The organism is Moorena bouillonii PNG, from assembly GCF_001942495.1.
GTDB classification, from domain to species: domain Bacteria; phylum Cyanobacteriota; class Cyanobacteriia; order Cyanobacteriales; family Coleofasciculaceae; genus Moorena; species Moorena bouillonii.
Genome location: NZ_MKZS01000001.1, coordinates 1950244 through 1964474 on the forward strand (window position 1 = coordinate 1950244; position 14231 = coordinate 1964474).

Here is a 14231-nt window from a genome sequence, read left to right on the forward strand (position 1 = left end):
TTTCCCAATTCTGGGGGTAACAAAATTTTCAAAGTCCCTCAGAATTCGAGGAGCAACGGGGGCTTTAATAAAACCAGATTATCGCGCATTTATTCCTTAATTCAGGAACGCCAAAACTATGAGATTTATCAGCCCAAAAATAGATTATGTCTTTAAAAAAGTTTTTGGTTCCAAAGAAAGTAAAACTATATTAATTAGTTTTCTTAATGCTATTATTTACAATGGCGAACCAATCATTCAATCTTTAACCATTATTAATCCCTATAATCCCGGTCAAGTGTTGACTTTAAAAGACACTTATTTGGATGTAAAAGCAGTGTTAGCGGATGGAGAAGTTGTCCTAATTGAAATGCAAGTCTCATCCATCACTGGTTTTAGCAAACGGGTACTTTATAATATGGTGAAAGGATATGTTAATCAGTTAAAAACAGCAGAGGATTATATTCGTCTTAAACCTGTTATAGCTGTCACAATTACGGATTTTATTTTGTTCGACGAAACTCAGCAAATTATTAATCAATTTGTGTTTCAAGAAAAAACAGAAAAGTTTGAATGTCTGGAAGAGGAATTGCAGTTAATATTTATAGAATTACCGAAATTCCAGAAAAAACTATCAGAATTAGATACTTTAGCCGATAAATGGATTTATTTCATCAAAGAAGCTTCTAGCCTCGATAATATTCCTCCTTCTTTAGGAGAAGTATCAGAGATAGAATCAGCGTTAAATCTTGCTAATCAAGCTGGTATGACGCCAGAAGAATTAGAAATTGCCGATCGCCGTGCTATGGCATTACAAGATGAAAGAGGAAAACTAACTTATGCTGAAGAAATAGGAAGAAAAAAAGAAGCGATCGCCTTAATAATGCGTCTAATGAAAAAGCGTTTCGGGGAAATTGATACAAAAACCATTAGCAAAATAGAAAAGTTAACAATTGAAGAGTTGGAAAATTTGGGAGAAGACTTCTTAGATTTCAATAACATAACGGATTTAGAAAATTGGCTTAACTAGCATTCAGCGATGCAGTCGCTCATGGGGGAAACCACGGCAGTCGCTCATGGGGGGAACCCCCAAGACCGCGCTGCCTTCCCAAGACCGCGCTGCATCCCGGATATAGCGTTCATAGGACTCATGAGGTACACATTATTTTTTACCTCTTCCCTCTTCCCTGCTCCCTGCTCCCGTCTTGATGCAAAGCGCGAGTGGGGGAAACCACGGCAAAGCGCGAGTGGTTTGTTCGCGTTCGCCTTTGGCGTGGCCTACGGCCAAGCGTCGCCAAAGGCGATAGTTACCGTAAGATAGTGGAGCCTTGTCTTGATGCAGTCGCTCATGGGGGAAACCCCCAAGACCGCGCTGCATCGCTATTAACAAATATTTAACCCTTTTCTGCATAACCTGCTAACTATTTTGGCTCCACAATAAACAGGTTTCGTCTCCGGGGGGAACCCCCAAGACCGCGCTGCCTCCCCAAGACCTTAATGGTGCGTTTTCCGTAGGTGAATTAAATTCGCCACGGGTCGCACCTCTGCATCGCTGCTCCCTGCTCCCTAAAAAGCAGAAATTTGTACCTCACAAGTCGTAGAATTCCTATAGTTGGTAAGGTAATATAATTATCCGAACAGCAGCAGCGAAGCTGATCGCAAAAACGATTAGCCCGAAGGGCTACGCTACGCGATCGCAAAAATATAATTATGATCGACACTTATGATATTGTTGTGGTTGGTGCTGGTCCAGTAGGATTAGCCACTGCCATTGGCTTACAGCAGCGTGGTATATCTAATTTTCTAGTCCTTGATCAAACTCGTGCCTTTCGTCGAGTTGGTCAGGTTATCGATCTTCTGCCTAATGGATTAAAAGCGCTTAACCACATAGCGCCTTCTGCTTACGAAGCCGTTAAAAAAACGGGTATGGAGTTTTTACAGAAAGCCCAAGCCAATCAAAATCCCGAAACAACCATCAGCAAACAAAAACTACCTAAGACTTCTCCTCAATGGGTTGTCAAAAATTTTAAGGGAGAGCAAATTCATTCTTTTCCTATTAGCTATGAGGATTGGTTCAAGGATTATGGAGAGGGTCGAGTCTCAATTTCTTGGTACGATTTACAGACCACTCTCAGAAACCAACTTCCCGTTGAACAGGTTAAAGCGAATCATCGTTGTATCAATGTTGTTGATGAAGGAAACACCGGATATGTTCGGCTAGATTTTGTTTCTGATGCAGCCATAGAAGCAAATCCCTATGCTCATTGGTCAAACAGACAGAACGATCAGGATACAGTCTCCTTCAATTCAGAGCATAGTGGCCAACAATTTCAAAAAAAATCAATCCGGGCTAGGCTAGTTGTTGCTGCAGATGGTATCAACTCTACCATTCGTCGGATTGTTTATAACGATAGTCCCTACAGTGGTTTAGCCAGACCTGACTATTCCGGATTTGCCGCCCTATTCTGTATGAAAATCACGGATATTCCCCCAGAGCTAAGCACAGAGCTTGAAAACAAATTTTTTCAGCAGGAACGGATTCTCACCATCACTAATGATCAAATCTCAGAGGATTCGGCTTCTATGGAATCCCCACGGATGCTCCTATTTCGCCGTCCCAATGCTCAGTTTGGGTATTTGATCCATCTTCCTTTAAACCAGGAAGAGTTGACAGAAAAATCTGGAAGTGCCTTGATTGCTTTAGCATTGCGAGAGTTGGAAAACGCTAATTTTCCCAAAGCTCTCACACAATTAGTGGCTTTATCTCCTCCTGTCAAAATCAAATCCCGTCCCTATTACATTCACCGTGTAGAAACTCTATCTCCCTGGAGTTCAGGTAGAGTTATCTTAGTGGGTGATGCCGCCCATGGGATGCCTCCTTTCATGGCTCAAGGGGCTAATCAAGGATTGGAAGATGCTCTGGTTGTAGCTACCATGATCGCTAATATTGTACAGAAAAATAATCTTGATAATATCCAAGCAATCGCCAATGCTTGCCTTAACTACGAATCTCTTCGTCGTCCATTAATGGAGAAGATTCAGCAAGCAACATTGAACCGAATTCCCTACAGTAACAAACAAGCATGGCATGACTACCAACAATTGGTATATTGTCGTAACTTTGACCAATTGCTAGAGCGATGTAACCATTTAGCAGTCAGCAGTCAGCAGTCAGCAGTCAGCAGTCAGACAAAGGCTGATAGCTGATAGCTGATAGCTGAACGCGCACGCGTGCGCGTAGCGCTAATCGCTGTTCGCTAATAACTGAATGCTTACAAAAAGCCAAACTTATAAAGCGTTCATACTAATCACATCCTGGCCCAAAACTTGATTTAATTTGCCACTGCGATATCCTTCTAAATCCAGGGTCACATAGACAAAACCCAAGTCTTGAAACTCTGCCACTAACGTCGGTAAATCTGTCGTTACCACAAATTCCTTAATCTCTTCCGGTAGTAACTCAATCCGTGCAGTATCTCCTTCTGAACGAACCCTCAAATTGGAGAAACCTAACTTCCGTAAATAGATCTCTGCTCGTCCTACCCGTTGTAACTTAGCCACTGTAATCATTTCCCCATAGGGAAAGCGAGAACTCAGACAAGGTTGGGCAGGTTTATCCCACCACGGCAGTCCTAATTGTTTCGAGAGTTGGCGCACTTCCGCCTTAGTTACCCCCACTTCCGCTAAAGGCGATCGCGCACCTCGTTCCTTTGCCGCCTGAATCCCTGGACGATAGTCCCTTAAATCATCCCCATTCACCCCATCGACTACATAAGGATAGCCTCGCTCCAGGGCTAGAGGTTTGAGAGTGTCGTGGAGTTCACTTTTGCAAAAATAACAGCGATTGACCGGGTTAGAGGTATAATTGGGATTATCCATCTCATGGGTTTGGACAACCTCATGGGTAATGCCAATAGTAGCGGCTTGGATGCGAGCGTCTTCTAATTCTTCTGGTAATAGTGAGGGGGATTCAGCAGTGACCGCTAAAGCGCGATCGCTTAAAACATCGTAAGCAATTTTAGCAACTAGCGTGCTATCGACTCCCCCAGAATAGGCAATCAAAGCCCGTTCCATCTCAGCAAATATAGTTTTTAATTGCTTGAGTTTCTGCTCTAGCATGGTTTTGATAAATAATTTTCCCTATTTGTAGCATTATCCCCATTTACTATCATGCCCCATTTATCATGATTAGACTTCGCGGTAGTTGTCTGGAAGAGGGAACAGGGAACAGGGAACAGGGAACAGGGAACAGGGAACAGGGAAAAAAAAATTATGCTTCTGACTTCTGACTTCTGACTTCTGACTTCTGACTTCTAACTTCTGACTTCTGACTTCTGACGCTAAGCGTAGCGCTATAAATCAAAACTCCCGTTGCCAGAAGATTAGGATAGCGATCGCTAACAGTAGCACGATGTACAGTAATCCATAAATTCCATTTAAAAACAGTTCTGGGAACGGGGGTAAGACACCATACACTGCATCATTCTTTAAATTGAGCCGTGATAAATCGGGGATCACCAAGTATAGGGTTTCAGTCATCCGCTCAATGCCAGGGTTTTCGCTCAACTTGCTTAACTCCACTAAATCACGGCTCAAGTGTCCCATCATATAAACCCCAAACGTAAGTAAGGTTGCTAGGAGTGAACTAGTAAAGACACCAAACATCAGCGCTACTGCTGTGATTAGAGACAGTTCTAGAAATTGGTAAACCACCGAAACCAGGATGCTAACCACAGGGTATTCAATACTAGAGACACGTAATCCCAGCAGATAAATGGCGGTCATAGCCACAACCAGCACAGCCAATACACCCGATAACCCTAAGTGTTTGCCAATGATAAATTCAGCGCGGCTTAGAGGCTTGGGAATTAACACTAAGACAGTACGCTTTTCGATTTCCTTGTTAATCAACCCGGTACCAACAAATACCGCCACGATTACACCCAGGATACCCATCGCCGCTAGACCCAAATCCAGAAAAATTTTGTCTTGTGTGGTTGCTGCTACCTCAGGTAACAGCCTGAGGGCTATGCCTAGGGTTAGGGCAAAAAAGCCGATCAGATATAAAACGCGATCGCGTATCACTTCCCGAAAACCATTAGCTGCGATCGCCCAAATTCTTGCCAAACTCACCCGCTATCTCCTATGCTCCGAATTCTTTTGCTTCCATCATAGGGGAGGTACACAAGGCAAGGGATTTTTGCTATACTAAAGGGAACAGGGAACAGGGAACAGGGAACAGGGAGTAGGGAAAAGGGAACAAAAATTATCACAATTCCTACACGGATTGGTATATAAGGTTAAGTAGTGAATAAGCGCGAAGATAAAACTATTCCGGACGAGGCATTTATGATTTTTGTACTTGATCACTGCGCTGTTGAAGGGATTTCAGGAGTTGCCAAATAGCGCCGAGAATTTGCTTAAGTGCGCTTGACCTATTAAGAATTAAATTCGCCACGGGTCGCACCTCTTACTATTTAGACTTTTAAACTATCATCAAGTTAGACTCTCAATAGCAATCATTAATAATTACTAATCACCAATTATAGCTTTTTTCATAATAATGAGGTACACATAATTTTTGCCCTGCTACCTCTTCTCTATTCCCTATTCCCTATTCCCTGTTCCCTGTTCCCTGTTCCCTGTTCCCTGTTCCCTATTCCCTGTTCCCTGCTCCCTGCTCCCTAAAACCAGAAACTCTGTACCTTACCAAATTGAAAACCGCTATATCACTAATCACTGTGATGATTGCGCTTGATCCACCAAGCAACTAAACCAATAAATAGCAATCCCATTATCCCAGCAGTAGGATCGCGATTAATGCCAGTAATCCAGGGAGCAACCTTGCCCGAATAGACTACTAATTGCCCAACATCAATAATATAATAACCCCAAACTAAGCCAGCATGGAGACCAATCGATAAACCTAGCCGTCCTTGAGTTGATCCCTTTGCCCAAATCAGGATTAACCCTAGCAGCAATAAACTGGGAAATCTCGGTAAGCCGCGAATCATCTCTGGAATTGGTTTAAGGAAATGCAGCAGCGCAAATGCGATCGCACCAATCCATTGTGATGTCCTAAAACTATAATCCCGTTGCAACTCATCAAGCAACCAACCCCGAAACACCAATTCTTCAGCAAAGCCTATGGCCAAAGCACTGATTAATCCCTCTACAATCAGCCGTGACCATGGCAGTGCAGGGGTTTGGAATGCTACCCAACCCAGCCACCCTTGTAATCCAAACAGACTAAGAGTCATTAACAGACCTAGACCTAGTCCTCTGATTAACTCAAGAGCGTTTTGGGCTGTTAGCCGCAAACCATATTTTTTTAACAGTCCTGGTTGGCGATAAACCTTCCTTCCCCAAACTCGGACTAAGTACAGAAATACCCCGAACATTAGCCCCATAGTCAGGATTGTCACTGAGTTTGGGTCGCTACCAATTAAGTATATTGGTGCTGCTATGGGTAACCAAAGCAACAGCAAAGCTAGTATAAACATCCCCAACCTGAATGGTGCTGGGTATAGGGATAATCTAGCCAGCCTAGGTGTAAAACGTTTTATAATTTCAAGATTTGGAAAGGGAAGAATTTCTCCTATTGCCCGTTATTCGTCAGGTTCAATTGTACTACTCAGACCCCGGTTCTTCAGGGTTTCGCAATAAAACTCAGCATGCTCTTGAGCACAGGTAATCACCAATGCCAGCCCCGATGTATGGGCTTCCATCATAATATTGACTGCTTGAGGTTGAGTCAGACTCGCCACAGTTTCCATCAAGGTTTTAACCACATACTCCATAGAGTTGAAGTCATCATTATGGAGCAATACGCGATAGCGAGGCGCGTGTTTACGAACTGTTGAACGCTTCTCAATGGTTTCGACTGACAAAGCTTGTCCCTCTCTATTTTAGATGTTTACACAAACTCTCCATTATATACTGCCATTATTATAACATTAGACATCTGGCAGGGAGAGGTATGATCAAAAAGTTAACATTACTTAATATTTTACCGTGACTACCCAGGTAATTGCTACCCCTTCTAATAATCCCATCCCTGGAACTTACTGGCAGTGGCGGGGGGAATCTATATATTATGTACAGGCTGGACAGAAGCCATCAGGATGCCCACCGTTACTGTTAATTCACGGATTTGGGGCATCTACAGACCACTGGCGCAAAAACATTGCTCAATTGAGTCAGGATTTTGAAGTTTGGGCGATTGACTTGTTGGGGTTTGGACGTTCTGCTAAACCAGATGGGGAGTACAGTGGCAATTTGTGGCGAGACCAGTTGCATGATTTTATTACAGAGGTGATTGGTCAACCAGTAGTCTTAGCTGGAAACTCCTTGGGGGGTTATGCAGCTTTGTGTGTCGCTGCACAGCGTCCTAGCTCCGCCGTAGGTTTAGCATTGCTCAATAGTGCTGGACCATTTAGTGATACTCAACCGGCCACTAAAGTCAATCCTGTTAAAAAAGTTCTCAATCAGGTAACCAAATCAATTTTTCTACAACCTTGGGCTAGTTTCCTGTTATTCCAATACCTGCGGCGACCGTCAATCATTCGCAAAACCCTCAAGAAGGTTTATATTGACCAGAGTGCGGTAACGGAACAGTTAGTAGACGAGATTTATCGCCCCTCTTGTGATCCTGGTGCTGCTCAGGTATTTGCCTCGGTGTTCAAGTCACCCCAAGGGGAAAAAGTCGATGTGTTGTTGGAACAGATGACTTGTCCATTATTAATGCTATGGGGAGAAGGGGATCCTTGGATCAAGAGCAGAGAACGAGGAGCAAAGTTTAGGGAATATTATCCTCAGTTAACGGAATATTATCTACAGGCAGGACACTGTCCCCATGATGAGATACCAGAACAGGTGAATAATCTGATCAGGTCTTGGGTGATCGCTAATCGCTAATCGGTAATCGCTACAAGAATGAAAATTTGCCCTACGCATTAAGGTGTTTGACATTGATACACCTTGAAAAAGGTGCGACCCGTGGGGAATTTAATAATTAGATGCGGGAAGGAAGTTACCGCATTAAGAGGGTCGCCTTTATGGGTTACTGGCTATAGGTAAAAGGGTTAAAACTTTTGTAATAAGGCGACCCTCTTCAAGGTTTATTCTCCGGAAAGCGCACCTAAGCTGTTGTAGTAAACTTTAGCATTCATGCCCGCCCCCCTTACGGGCGGGGGGTTAGGGGCGATTTCTCTTGCCTTGCCCGTAGCGCTATATTGCCCTATTCATGACTGAGGAACTGACGCAATCAGGATTATGTCAAAGATTAACATAACTTAAACCCCATCAAAAACGCGATCGCTAACATCCCACTCCGATACTAAAAAAAAGACACCAAGTGCTGCCAGCAACCCAAACAAACTCGAAGGCTAGCCACTGTTGACGATTTTCTCCAAATATCTGGCAGTATCTCCAAAAATATGTTAGACAATGATTAGTTTTCTAGTGTCATTGAAAACATTCTGGTTCCTTGAATTGAAGCCGAAAACCAAAGCAAACCATGATAGTGGTTGCGTTTTCTATTAAACACAGATTTATGCGCCTTGAGCGGAACAAAACCTATCTTGGCCTTGGGAGATACCCCCTGGCTGCTTAAGCAGCTTGCATTAGTGGGCTTTAATCTGCAAAGTAGATTTTGGTAGCTAAAAAGTATCGGGAGACATGTCAATGAAAAGCACAGTAATGAAAATGTGGCTCGGGGCCTCAATTATTGCCGGTATGAGTGCGATCGCCACTACCCCAGCTGTTGCTGGAAGCCTCACGGGAGCGACCCTGGAAGGTAGTGACTACCTCAAGTATGCATCTGACGGTACGAATACCTATGAAGCTCCAAATGCTATTTTGTCAACTATCTTGCAAGGTGACGCTAGTGACCCTGGTGGAAACGTAGAGCTATTTGCCAGCAGTGAAACTCTGAGCAACAGCGACTTTGCCACCTATACCGATGTCACAAGCCTAACCGGTGACATCGGTGGTAAGGACATCACCTTGAGCAGTCTGACATTAGCTGACTGGAACAGTGATCTTGATAGTGATGGCATAACCTTAGGTCAGGAGTGGGTCAGTGATGCCTTAACTGCACACGGTCTTGGATCTTATGCTAGCAGCAATTTCATAGTTAATGAATTCTATACACTATTTAGCGATAATGGAGGATTGCAACGATTTAGCGATCCCAATATTTCCTACGTCAACCAAAACGCAACAGGCCACATTAGCATTGGGCTAGCAGGTCACCTTGATGCTCGAGATGCGTTCGAAGATACGTTTGATCAGTTGGAACAGATGATGGCTCTTTTATCGCCTGGTTTTCAACTACCATTACCACCTAGTATAAGGGCTAGTGAAATTGTCAAGGTTGAATACAATGGGAAAACTGAATACCTTTACGGTTTCGTTCCCACACCATCTGGGCTAGTCAACCTAGAAGATGGTACATCTCACAATGCCACCTACCAAGTGGGCTTCCTTGGCGCTCCTCCAGAACCGTCTTCATCGGAACCACAAGATGTACCTGAATCCTCTACTGTGCTTGGTCTAATCGCTGTGGCTGGTTTGTTTACTGCTGGAGGGAAATTGCGAAAAGCTAACTGTTAAGGGAAATAGTGAACAATATTATTGAGAGGGGGGCACAACGGTGCGCCCCTCTGAGTGATCAAGCAGTTCATGTAGGGTGGGCAGTGCACCAGACAGATAATCAAGCTTGCAAAGGGCGTTGCTAGGCACTGCCCACCCTACTTAAAAAGTCAACTTAAATAGTCAACTTAAAGGGTGGGCAGTGCACCAGACAGATAATCAAGCTTGCAAAGGGCGTTGCTAGGCACTGCCCACCCTACGATTAATGGCTTAAAGAGTTAACGATTGCGGATCAGTTTCAATCAACTTCGCCAAGTCTTGCAAGAACGCTGCCGCATCAGTACCATAGATAATCCGGTGGTCACAGGTAATATTGACTTGCATCTGACGCTTTACACCCATCATGCCGTCAGGGGTAGCTACTACCGTAGGACGGGATGCACCAATGGCCAAAATAGAACCCTGTCCTGGGGGCAAAATCGCATCAAACCGGTCTACACCAAACATTCCTAAATTGGATAGGGTGAAAGTACCGGAATTATATTCCTCTGGCTGCAACTGCTTAGTTCTGGCACGGTCTACTAAATCTTTCCAAGTGCGAGACAGAGAATAAATATCCAGCTGCTCCGCATGGCGCAATACTGGGGTAATCAAGCCACCATCAGCCATTGCCACAGCCACAGCTACATTAATGGAACTGTGATACTGAATTCCCCGTTCGGTATAACTAGCATTAACCAAGGGATGCTTCTGCAAGGTAACCGCTACTGCCTTAGCCAGCAGCCCGGTCATGGTAACACCCTTAGGCTTAATTTTTTTGTATAACTTATCTAACTCATCGGTAGTGATGGTGTAACCAACCCTGAAGGTAGGCACTTGCAGGCTGACCATCATATTCCTCACCACTGCATTTTGCAGGGTATTGAACGGCACCACTTCTCCGAGGGGTACAGCTGCAGGAGGTGCTGGCAGAGGTGCTGGCAGAGGTGCTGGGGTGGGAGTGGGCATTACAGCCGCTGTCGGGGGTGCTGCTTGGGTGGTGGCTGCTGGTGTCGGAGGAGTGATAACTTTACCTGCTGCTGCTTCCACATCCTCAGCCACAATCCTGCCATGGGGACCACTTCCTCTCAAGGTATTGAGATCAACCTTTAATTCCTTCGCTAGTTTACGAGCTCGGGGAGAAGCAATAATTCTGCCATTACGGCGGCTGGGAGTATCAGCAACTGCAGCAAGAGCTGTCTGTACCGGTTCTGGGGTTGAAGCCGTTGCTTGCTGAGCTGTTGCTGTGTCAGTAGCTGGTGTAGATTGGGCAGCTTGTTGTTTAGCTGCTTCAATTTCCGCTTCCGTTTCCGCAATCAGAGCAATCGGGGCTCCCACCGGAGCAGAGTCACCAGCTGATACCGTGATTGTGGCAAGATAGCCTTCATAGAAGGACTCAACGTCCATATCAGCCTTATCCGACTCAACCACCACCACGGTTTCACCTTTTTCGACTTTGTCTCCCGGAGATTTTTCCCAGGAAACGATTTTGCCTTCGGTCATGGTTGAACTGAGGGCGGGCATGAAAACTTCGTGAATCATGGGGTGGTCTTCTAAATCAATTCTAGTGAGCTAGCAAAAACATGATGCCAGCTTGCATTGTAACTTGAATAAGCCCCAGAAAGCCATCGTACTGTGTAAAGAAACCATGAGCCAGAGGGCTTCGATGGTTTTCTACAATACGGATATCCTCTTTTTGCTCAGGATTAGGGATTAGGGGAGTGGGTAGCTACCCATCACTCTATACATGCTCATGGCTCTTAACTAAGCGATGCAGCGCCGACCTGCGGGGGTTTCCCCCATGAGCGACTGCATCAAGAAAAGCTCTTATCTAGCAAAGGGAACAGCGGATCTGGGAGTAGGGAGCGGTGCGACCCAAGGGCGATTTACTCGCCCATTGGAAAGCGCACCGAGGGAGTAGGGAGTAGGGAACTTTTGATCAAAAATTTCCACAATTCATTATAGGTACCCTATCCGTTGACTACTGACAGGGTTAGTCTAAGAGCTGGTTTAGTATAGCCTTAAATCTTATTGATTTTGGTTGGTGGATGAAGGTAACTTCACTGAATCTTTAATTAACCAAATAAAACCTTAAAGAAATGAATAAATTATTCCAAGACAGTTACCTTATACCTAACCTATAGGTTAATTAATCATAAAATAACTATAATCATCTATTTATTCCCTGAATAGTAGCTATTACAGGTTAATTAAAATCCTAAAAATAAGATATAAAAATAAATTTTAGCGCTAAAATTCAGTCAGTATTGAGGGGTATAAAAGCCATGAAAAAGTTATCAAAACTTACGCTCACAGCTGCCTTAGTTACTTTGGGCACAGTAGGGGCTAATCCCGCTCTAGCTGATACATACTTACTGGATTTTGAAAAGGATGATGCTGGTAAGGTTCTCAAGGCTGGAACTAAGACAAATATTGGTGAGCAATGGGCAAAATTCGGTGTGCATATAACCAGTAACAAAGGGTCTAATCATCCCTTAAGGTTATTCAACAGCAATTGCGGACCTGATTTTGGGATTACATGCAGCGGTGGAGACGCTGACTTAGCCACGGGACCTTCATTTGGTACGAAGCCACAGGGTAATGTTCTAATTATCAACGAGAACACAAATGAAGAACCTGACGACTGGGCTGGCGGTGGCATCATTTCCTTTGTTTTTGATCAAGCCGTTTCTGTTGATTACGTCACCCTTCTAGACATTGATGAGAATCCGAAGAATAAAAACGGATATCTGGAAGCGTTTCTGGAGGATGGCACAACAGAGAAACAATCACTAAAATTTGGCACAGACAACTCCCTATCCACTTACCGTTTCAGGGATATTCCCGAGTATTCAGTGACCAAGCTAGATATTAAACTACCAGGAAGTGGTGCGGTATCTGGCATCAAGTTTCGCAATTTTCCAGAGCCCCCTAAACCTTCTAAGAAAGTTCCCGAACCAACTGCGACATTGGGTCTGTTGATGTTGGGTGCTATGGGTGCCGGGTCAGTGTTCAAGCGCTATAAATAATGCCATCGTAAGCATTCAGCTATCAGCTATCAGCTTATGTGCTACGCACACGCTACGCGAACAGCTTTTGAATGAAAGAGGTAAGTATTCGTTTAATCTCAGTTCCCTGGCCTTTCGGCCTTGCTAATTGAGGTGCCCAAGGGAAAAATTCATAGTCTTTGGCTTTGAGTCCGTTGAACTCGTCAGCCGGATAGCTTGTTTTAAGCTGACCGCTGACGGCTGATAGCTGAACGCTTACGCCATCAGTAATTAAATGGGCTTGGATTGAGGGGATAATGTGTTTTGTTGAGTGTTAAGTATTGAGTGTTGAGTTTTAACCCTTGACGGTTGACTGTCAACAGCCGACAAGTTAGGTTGAATCCTATTGAATCAAACTTGGTATGAGATGCTTAACAAAAAACTTTCCTTGACCGTGCTTACAGGTATTATCCTAATCCTGAGTGCTTGCAATCTGATTAGCAAACCCCCTGCACCCAAACCAATTCAGTCTCCTGCTAATGTTCAGACTAAACGAGAAGACTACAAAGCCATTGACCTAGCCAATAAGGCAAAACCGGATCAACTGATTGGTGCCGATCCAAAAGCGATCGCATTATCTACCTTTGGTCAAAACCAATCAATGTTGATTGAAGGAAACTTCGATCAACAGGTCAAGGTAGATTATCCTAAACCTGATCAGGCGGTAGTCACCATCACTCAAACGGGTTTACCGGATGACTCTGTACGTGGCATCCGGTATCGTATTGAGTTATCCCCCAAAGAATCAGCCCAAACTGGCAAACAGTGGCAGGTTATGTGGGCTGGTCAACAGTTTACCTGTCGAGAGGGACGGGGTCATCAGGATTGGTCAACGGAATTTTGCCAGTAATGGCTGGATCAATGGCAAAGGGGTGAAAGACAATACAGAGATTTTTAAACACGGATAGACAGATAACCAACTATCTGTCTATCCGTGTCTATTGATCTGGTGTGATCTTTTCCTTAATCTGTAGCTATTAATTCAGCCTTGACATCGTGCTAAATATCACCGCGAATCTCTTGGATAACCCCATCCCGCAGCAGAATTTCTACGTTCATCTTTTTGACTAGGTTATCTCCCTCTTCCACCCTGAAGAAGCTTTCTAGCTGACCTTGACTAACTTCTTGGTCGAGTTCGAGGGTTTGGACTTGTTGTAGTTGCTGAAGTTGCTGGTTTTTCTGGTCTAGCAGTTCACTTTTCTTTTGATTGACCTGCATTTGAATGCTTTCAATTTGTTGCGATACCTGAGGACCAGGAGGATCCATGCTCTGCTTTTTAATCTCAGCGATCGCTTTTTGTCCCTGGATATCAATCTGTTGCAGTTGGCCGTCGATTTGGTTGATTTGATTTTGTAGTTGTTGCTGAACCTCTTCTTTCCATCGAGGGGTAACGATGGCTTTGATATTAATTGGCCGTTTCAATAGTAAGTTCTTGTTAGAGTCGTCCATATGCGTTCCACTATCTAAGTTTGAGGGATTGAGAGTTTGACTGGTTATATTACTCAATAATTCTTAAAAAGAAGATTGAGGTTCAGTCTCAAGGTTCGAGGCCTGCACCTCTAAACCTTCTAA

15 protein-coding genes are annotated in these 14231 nt (G+C 44.2%); 7 read left to right on the forward strand and 8 right to left on the reverse strand.

Features of this window, described 5'->3' with window-relative positions:
- Positions 1-118: 118 nt before the first annotated feature.
- Positions 119-1009 (forward strand): Rpn family recombination-promoting nuclease/putative transposase, encoded by an 891-nt coding sequence (locus BJP37_RS08075; RefSeq protein ID WP_075897862.1) that lies wholly within the window; start codon positions 119-121, stop codon positions 1007-1009.
- A gap of 132 nt (positions 1010-1141) precedes the next feature.
- On the opposite strand, the gene BJP37_RS08080 is transcribed toward BJP37_RS08075, so the two are convergent.
- A complete protein-coding gene (locus BJP37_RS08080) occupies positions 1142-1357 on the reverse strand; it encodes a hypothetical protein (protein WP_143727515.1) in 216 nt (71 codons plus the stop codon).
- A gap of 332 nt (positions 1358-1689) precedes the next feature.
- On the opposite strand from BJP37_RS08080, the gene BJP37_RS08085 reads away from it, so the two are divergent.
- Positions 1690-3186 (forward strand): FAD-dependent oxidoreductase, encoded by a 1497-nt coding sequence (locus tag BJP37_RS08085; protein ID WP_075897866.1) that lies wholly within the window; start codon positions 1690-1692, stop codon positions 3184-3186.
- A gap of 81 nt (positions 3187-3267) precedes the next feature.
- Here the strand turns inward: BJP37_RS08085 and larE are convergent, their stop codons facing one another.
- Positions 3268-4098 carry an ATP-dependent sacrificial sulfur transferase LarE gene (gene larE, locus BJP37_RS08090; RefSeq protein WP_075897868.1) on the reverse strand — a complete coding sequence of 277 codons (831 nt, stop codon included), beginning with the start codon at positions 4096-4098 and terminating at the stop codon, positions 3268-3270.
- 240 nt (positions 4099-4338) lie between these two features.
- Complete coding sequence (locus BJP37_RS08095; RefSeq protein WP_075897870.1) at positions 4339-5112, reverse strand: ABC transporter permease; 774 nt, start codon at positions 5110-5112, stop codon at positions 4339-4341.
- Between the two features lie 448 nt (positions 5113-5560).
- On the opposite strand from BJP37_RS08095, the gene BJP37_RS38770 reads away from it, so the two are divergent.
- Positions 5561-5737: a hypothetical protein gene (locus BJP37_RS38770; RefSeq protein WP_158069484.1), complete on the forward strand. Its 177-nt coding sequence runs from the start codon at positions 5561-5563 to the stop codon at positions 5735-5737.
- Here the strand turns inward: BJP37_RS38770 and BJP37_RS08100 are convergent.
- Both BJP37_RS08100 and clpS read right to left on the reverse strand, forming a co-directional pair.
- On the reverse strand, positions 5712-6482 hold the full coding sequence (locus BJP37_RS08100; protein WP_075897872.1) for a CPBP family intramembrane glutamic endopeptidase: 771 nt from the start codon (positions 6480-6482) through the stop codon (positions 5712-5714). The two genes, BJP37_RS38770 and BJP37_RS08100, sit on opposite strands and share 26 nt — an antisense overlap.
- A 105-nt stretch (positions 6483-6587) precedes the next feature.
- On the reverse strand, positions 6588-6869 hold the full coding sequence (clpS, locus tag BJP37_RS08105) for an ATP-dependent Clp protease adapter ClpS (protein WP_070391454.1): 282 nt from the start codon (positions 6867-6869) through the stop codon (positions 6588-6590).
- A 124-nt stretch (positions 6870-6993) separates the two neighbouring features.
- Between clpS and BJP37_RS08110 the strand changes: the two genes are divergently transcribed.
- Positions 6994-7896 (forward strand): alpha/beta fold hydrolase, encoded by a 903-nt coding sequence (locus BJP37_RS08110; RefSeq protein ID WP_081431108.1) that lies wholly within the window; start codon positions 6994-6996, stop codon positions 7894-7896.
- Between the two features lie 768 nt (positions 7897-8664).
- Positions 8665-9594: an NF038130 family PEP-CTERM protein gene (locus BJP37_RS08115; RefSeq protein ID WP_075897874.1), complete on the forward strand. Its 930-nt coding sequence runs from the start codon at positions 8665-8667 to the stop codon at positions 9592-9594.
- Between the two features lie 249 nt (positions 9595-9843).
- Here BJP37_RS08115 and BJP37_RS08120 read toward each other — a convergent pair whose 3' ends face one another.
- Both BJP37_RS08120 and BJP37_RS43395 read right to left on the reverse strand, forming a co-directional pair.
- Positions 9844-11154, reverse strand: a complete 1311-nt coding sequence (locus BJP37_RS08120) for a dihydrolipoamide acetyltransferase family protein (RefSeq protein ID WP_075897876.1) — start codon at positions 11152-11154, stop codon at positions 9844-9846.
- 285 nt (positions 11155-11439) lie between these two features.
- Positions 11440-11565, reverse strand: coding sequence for a hypothetical protein (locus BJP37_RS43395; RefSeq protein ID WP_269086970.1), 126 nt, complete (start codon positions 11563-11565; stop codon positions 11440-11442).
- A 332-nt stretch (positions 11566-11897) separates the two neighbouring features.
- Here BJP37_RS43395 and BJP37_RS08125 point away from each other — a divergent pair, with 332 nt between their 5' ends.
- Positions 11898-12641, forward strand: coding sequence for a PEP-CTERM sorting domain-containing protein (locus BJP37_RS08125; RefSeq protein ID WP_075897878.1), 744 nt, complete (start codon positions 11898-11900; stop codon positions 12639-12641).
- 385 nt (positions 12642-13026) lie between these two features.
- Positions 13027-13509, forward strand: a complete 483-nt coding sequence (locus BJP37_RS08130) for a hypothetical protein (RefSeq protein ID WP_075897880.1) — start codon at positions 13027-13029, stop codon at positions 13507-13509.
- 149 nt (positions 13510-13658) lie between these two features.
- On the opposite strand, the gene BJP37_RS08135 is transcribed toward BJP37_RS08130, so the two are convergent.
- A complete protein-coding gene (locus tag BJP37_RS08135) occupies positions 13659-14108 on the reverse strand; it encodes a YlqD family protein (RefSeq protein ID WP_075897882.1) in 450 nt (149 codons plus the stop codon).
- Between the last annotated feature and the right edge of the window lie 123 nt (positions 14109-14231).

Excerpts from the sequence above, each read along its gene's own strand:
- BJP37_RS08075 (WP_075897862.1), top strand. The coding sequence starts at position 119 with ATGAGATTTATCAGCCCAAAAATAGATTATGTCTTTAAAAAAGTTTTT.
- BJP37_RS08080 (WP_143727515.1), bottom strand. The coding sequence starts at position 1,357 with ATGCAGCGCGGTCTTGGGGGTTTCCCCCATGAGCGACTGCATCAAGAC.
- BJP37_RS08085 (WP_075897866.1), top strand. The coding sequence starts at position 1,690 with ATGATCGACACTTATGATATTGTTGTGGTTGGTGCTGGTCCAGTAGGA.
- larE (WP_075897868.1), bottom strand. The coding sequence starts at position 4,098 with ATGCTAGAGCAGAAACTCAAGCAATTAAAAACTATATTTGCTGAGATG.
- BJP37_RS08100 (WP_075897872.1), bottom strand. The coding sequence starts at position 6,482 with ATGTTTATACTAGCTTTGCTGTTGCTTTGGTTACCCATAGCAGCACCA.
- BJP37_RS08115 (WP_075897874.1), top strand. The coding sequence starts at position 8,665 with ATGAAAAGCACAGTAATGAAAATGTGGCTCGGGGCCTCAATTATTGCC.
- BJP37_RS08120 (WP_075897876.1), bottom strand. The coding sequence starts at position 11,154 with ATGATTCACGAAGTTTTCATGCCCGCCCTCAGTTCAACCATGACCGAA.
- BJP37_RS08125 (WP_075897878.1), top strand. The coding sequence starts at position 11,898 with ATGAAAAAGTTATCAAAACTTACGCTCACAGCTGCCTTAGTTACTTTG.
- BJP37_RS08130 (WP_075897880.1), top strand. The coding sequence starts at position 13,027 with ATGCTTAACAAAAAACTTTCCTTGACCGTGCTTACAGGTATTATCCTA.
- BJP37_RS08135 (WP_075897882.1), bottom strand. The coding sequence starts at position 14,108 with ATGGACGACTCTAACAAGAACTTACTATTGAAACGGCCAATTAATATC.